This window comes from uncultured Campylobacter sp. (assembly GCF_963517995.1).
Lineage (GTDB): Bacteria > Campylobacterota > Campylobacteria > Campylobacterales > Campylobacteraceae > Campylobacter_A.
This window is the reverse complement of record NZ_CAUQHQ010000187.1, coordinates 1-3612: the sequence shown is the minus strand read 5'-3', so window position 1 is coordinate 3612 and position 3612 is coordinate 1. Positions and strand designations below refer to the sequence as shown.

Below are 3612 nucleotides of genomic sequence, written 5' to 3'. Positions count from 1 at the left end.
GGCGTATTTTAGGAAACCCATAAAAGGAGTAAAACTATAATGAATCAAACTACGGTAATAATCATTTTAGCTACCGTTCTTTTAATACTCGTAGCTTCTCTTATTTTTCTAGCGGCAAAACTTGGCGGCGACAAGATTGCAGCCAGCACCGCAGCCAAAGAGGCCGCTGAGCGGGGCGTTACTTTAGACGACCTATTTACCGTCGCAAGCGATCCTAATACTAGTAAAAATAAACTTTTTTCTATATTAAGGATGTTTTCTACGAATTTTAGATTACCGCCCAAAAAAGACGGCGTAGCTCCCGACGAAGCCAAAGAGTATCTAAATTTTATTACGGCTTTAGCCTCGCACAAAAACGCCGACGCTAAGCTAATCGCATTTATGAGCAACGAACTAAAAAAGAAAAATCCCGAGTACGTAAGAGAAATCGAAGCCTACGAGCAAAAAGGAACCTTAAAAAGTAGGTCGTAGCTCGTAAATTTTAAAGACCCAAAACGCGAATTTTGGTAGATAAAACGCTCGTCTCGCCGCTGCCGCAAAACCCTCGTTTACCGATTTTATAGGCTTAGGATTAAGCCAATATCAAGCGGCAAAAACGATATTTACGGCATTTAAGCTCGGTTTGAAAGCAAGCAATACGCATATCTGCGCCGTTTTAGAGATAAAAGGTGCAAACCGCTTATCCGCCGCTAAGATACCGTATTTTTCAGGCAAATATAACCCGTTTGGCTAAAATTTAACGCTTTAAACGCGCAAAAACGGACATCGCCGAGGCTAAAGCTTAAATTTAGGCGTTTAGTCGGATAGTACTTTTGCGCCCGCGCTTTTACAAAGCTAAAATCGGCAATCTTAAATTTAGCCTTTTATGTCCGCAAAAAGCGACTCGGCTAGCCGCGCGATACCCGCTAGCTTTACGCTAAAGCGTCCATATTTGCCCGCCGAATTTGAGATTTTTGGGCCAAATTCGGCGCCCTTTAAACAATACGGCGCTTACCGATGTTAGCTTACTTCACAAACGGTAGCTCAAATTTGATCCACTCGTAGTCAAGTCCGATTTTTATCACGGCCTCGTAGCAAATCGCGCTAAAAAGCCCCGCAAAAAGCCCAGCGACCATATCGTCGCCCATCACGCCAAGCCCGCCCTTGACATCCCTATCGATGCGCCCGATCACGGACGGCTTCCAGATATCAAAGAGCCTAAAAAAAGCCACCGATAGCGCAAACTGCACCGCCGTAGCGCCGCTAATTGATATCGCTAGCCAAACACCCGCAACCTCGTCTATCACGATGCTGCCGTGATCGTGCACGCCGGTTTTTGCCTCATAGTCGTCGATAATCTTTATGCTATACAAAAAAAGGCAAATCGAAACCAAAAATAACGTGGAAGCGGGCAAAATCGCCAAAATCCCAAACGCCGCGATCGCGCCCGCTAGCGAGCCGACCGTGCCGGGAGCCTTGGGGCTTAGGCCGGCGCCAAAAAACGTTAAAAACAACCTTTGCATATTTTTCCTTGAAATCAAATTTAAATCATCATCGGCGCATTTTACTCGCCGATTTTTAGCGCGATTTTAGCAAATTTAGCTTGCAAATTTCAAAATTTGGGCGCCAAATTTTGAGCCAAATTTAGATATTTTTAAATTTGGCTACAAAAACCGTTAAACTTATCTGATTTTTACAAGCCAAAAACCTCAAATTTGCATCTCTAAAATTTGACTTTAGATGCCTCAAGCGCCGACTTTGGTAAAATTAAGGCTTTGCTAAACGGCAATCAAATTTTCCGATCGTTTTATACGAGCAAAATTTGCGGCAACTTCGCAATGTACCGCTAAATTTTACCCACCGATACCCGCACTCCGAAAATACTAAATTTACAAATTTGTTTCCAAAACCCAGCGACGCCTTGCGTCAGCAAAGCTATGTCGCCACCTCTCACGTCGTAGGGGATAGGGGATTGTTAAGGGGGAAGGGAGCGACTTCGTAATTCAAGCCCCTTCCCTCTTAACATAAAAGTAAAGCGGTTTAAAGCAATTTGAGAGCGCAGTGTTAAATTTTAAAGCCAAATTTAGCGCCTTAAAGTTGCGGGTCTCGGCGAGTAAAATTTGAAGTCAAATTTACAAAATTAGCCAAATTTGACTTTAAATTTGAGCGTAAAAAGATGAGGCGAAGTATCGTGAGATGATTTTAAATGTTTTGAAGTAAATTTCGTCCCAAGATAAGGCATATGGCCTATCGTAGGGCGAAATTTACGAAATCATTTAAAGGCGCTCGCGAAACAAGCCGCTTTACCAAAACCGCCGAAAGCAAATTTAGCTTAGCGACGTCGTCTGATAAAGCTTCATTAATTTTTCGTAAAATTCCCTCTCCGTCTGCTTTTCGAGCAGTCCGTTGCTAGGAAAAAGCTCGTCGCAAAGTTTTTGGATATTTTCAAATCTGTTCGGGAAAAGCTCGCTTAGTATCATCGCTGAGATGTCGCGCCGCATGAGGATCGCAGGCGGCAAGATACCCGCTAGCAACAATGTTTTTAGCGTCTGGGCGTGGTATTTGATATGGTGGTGCTGGCCGTGCGGGCAGGTCTTGGTGCTAACTAGCGTTTTGCATTCGTTGCAATAAACAAGCTCCGGCAGCACGACTATCTCTAAATTTAGATCGTTTTTGTATCGTTCTAGCACCGTGTGAGCGACGTTGTGATCGTAAAACATCCCGATACCCGCGTGATTTTGACCGACTACGAGCTTATCCGCGCCTAGGCGATGCGCCGCGATGCACTCTAGCGTCGGATTTAGGTGCGAGCTAAAGAGGCTGGAGTTTTCAAACGGTACGATGATTAGGCGATTTTGCGGGATGTAGTTTTGGATGAAGTATTCAAGCACTCTTTTTTTGAGCGCAAAGCTCATCACCTCGTCCGCGCCGTGGCTTTTGAGTAAAAAAAGCAACACCAAATCGGCCTTGTCTATCGTCATCCTGATAAGGCGTTCGTGCGCGCGGTTAAACGGCTCTGCGGTTAGCATGATAGCCGTGATTTTTTGCGCGTTTTGCTCCTTTTTGACGGTCACGATACGCTCTTTTACCTTTTCTAGCGCGCTGCCGTAGATTTTTATCTCGCCGCTTATAGCTAGCTTGCCGCAGCATTGCCGCGCCGACTCGGTTTCGTTAGCGCGAAAGATATTTTGCGCGCTTTTGGTTTCATCAAATTTAAACGAGCCGCTTACGTTTATATGCCCGACAGGCTCGCCGCTAGAGTTTATCAGCTCTATCTTCTCGCCTTTTTGCGCGTTTTTTATCGTTTCTTGATTGCGCTTACCTTGCGGCGCGAATACGAAAGCATAGGGCATCGGCTCGCCGCCTAAAAAGCCCGTTTCATAAACCTCGTTCGCCTCTTTTTCGTTCATCAGGCGGTTAAATTTGCTAAAAATTTGATTTTCTATGAGATCAAGCGCCCCAAAAGCCTCGTCGTTTATCAGTATGCTATTTTTTCTTGGCGACGTCATATTTTTTCCTCTTTTCCCAAAGCGATTTGCGCGAGATGCCTAGCTTTTTGCTAAGCTCGGTGTCGGGGTATTTGTCCTGATAGTTTACGATGATGTGCTTGATGTAGTCGTCGATCGTCAAAAT

Annotated in this window: 4 protein-coding genes; 1 reads left to right on the top strand and 3 read right to left on the bottom strand. The window is 44.8% G+C overall.

Annotated features, from left to right (window positions below; all coding sequences use genetic code 11):
- Positions 1-39: 39 nt before the first annotated feature.
- On the top strand, positions 40-471 hold the full coding sequence (locus tag RYL88_RS12285) for a fatty-acid--CoA ligase (RefSeq protein WP_314991666.1): 432 nt from the start codon (positions 40-42) through the stop codon (positions 469-471).
- A 533-nt stretch (positions 472-1004) separates the two neighbouring features.
- Here RYL88_RS12285 and RYL88_RS12280 read toward each other — a convergent pair.
- From RYL88_RS12280 to RYL88_RS12270, 3 genes are all read right to left on the bottom strand, one after another.
- Positions 1005-1502 (bottom strand): phosphatidylglycerophosphatase A, encoded by a 498-nt coding sequence (locus RYL88_RS12280; RefSeq protein WP_314991665.1) that lies wholly within the window; start codon positions 1500-1502, stop codon positions 1005-1007.
- 804 nt (positions 1503-2306) lie between these two features.
- Positions 2307-3488 (bottom strand): sulfate adenylyltransferase, encoded by a 1182-nt coding sequence (locus RYL88_RS12275; RefSeq protein WP_314991663.1) that lies wholly within the window; start codon positions 3486-3488, stop codon positions 2307-2309.
- On the bottom strand, positions 3466-3612 hold a 147-nt coding region (locus RYL88_RS12270), incomplete at its 5' end, for a helix-turn-helix domain-containing protein (RefSeq protein ID WP_314991668.1). The genes RYL88_RS12275 and RYL88_RS12270, both read right to left, overlap by 23 nt.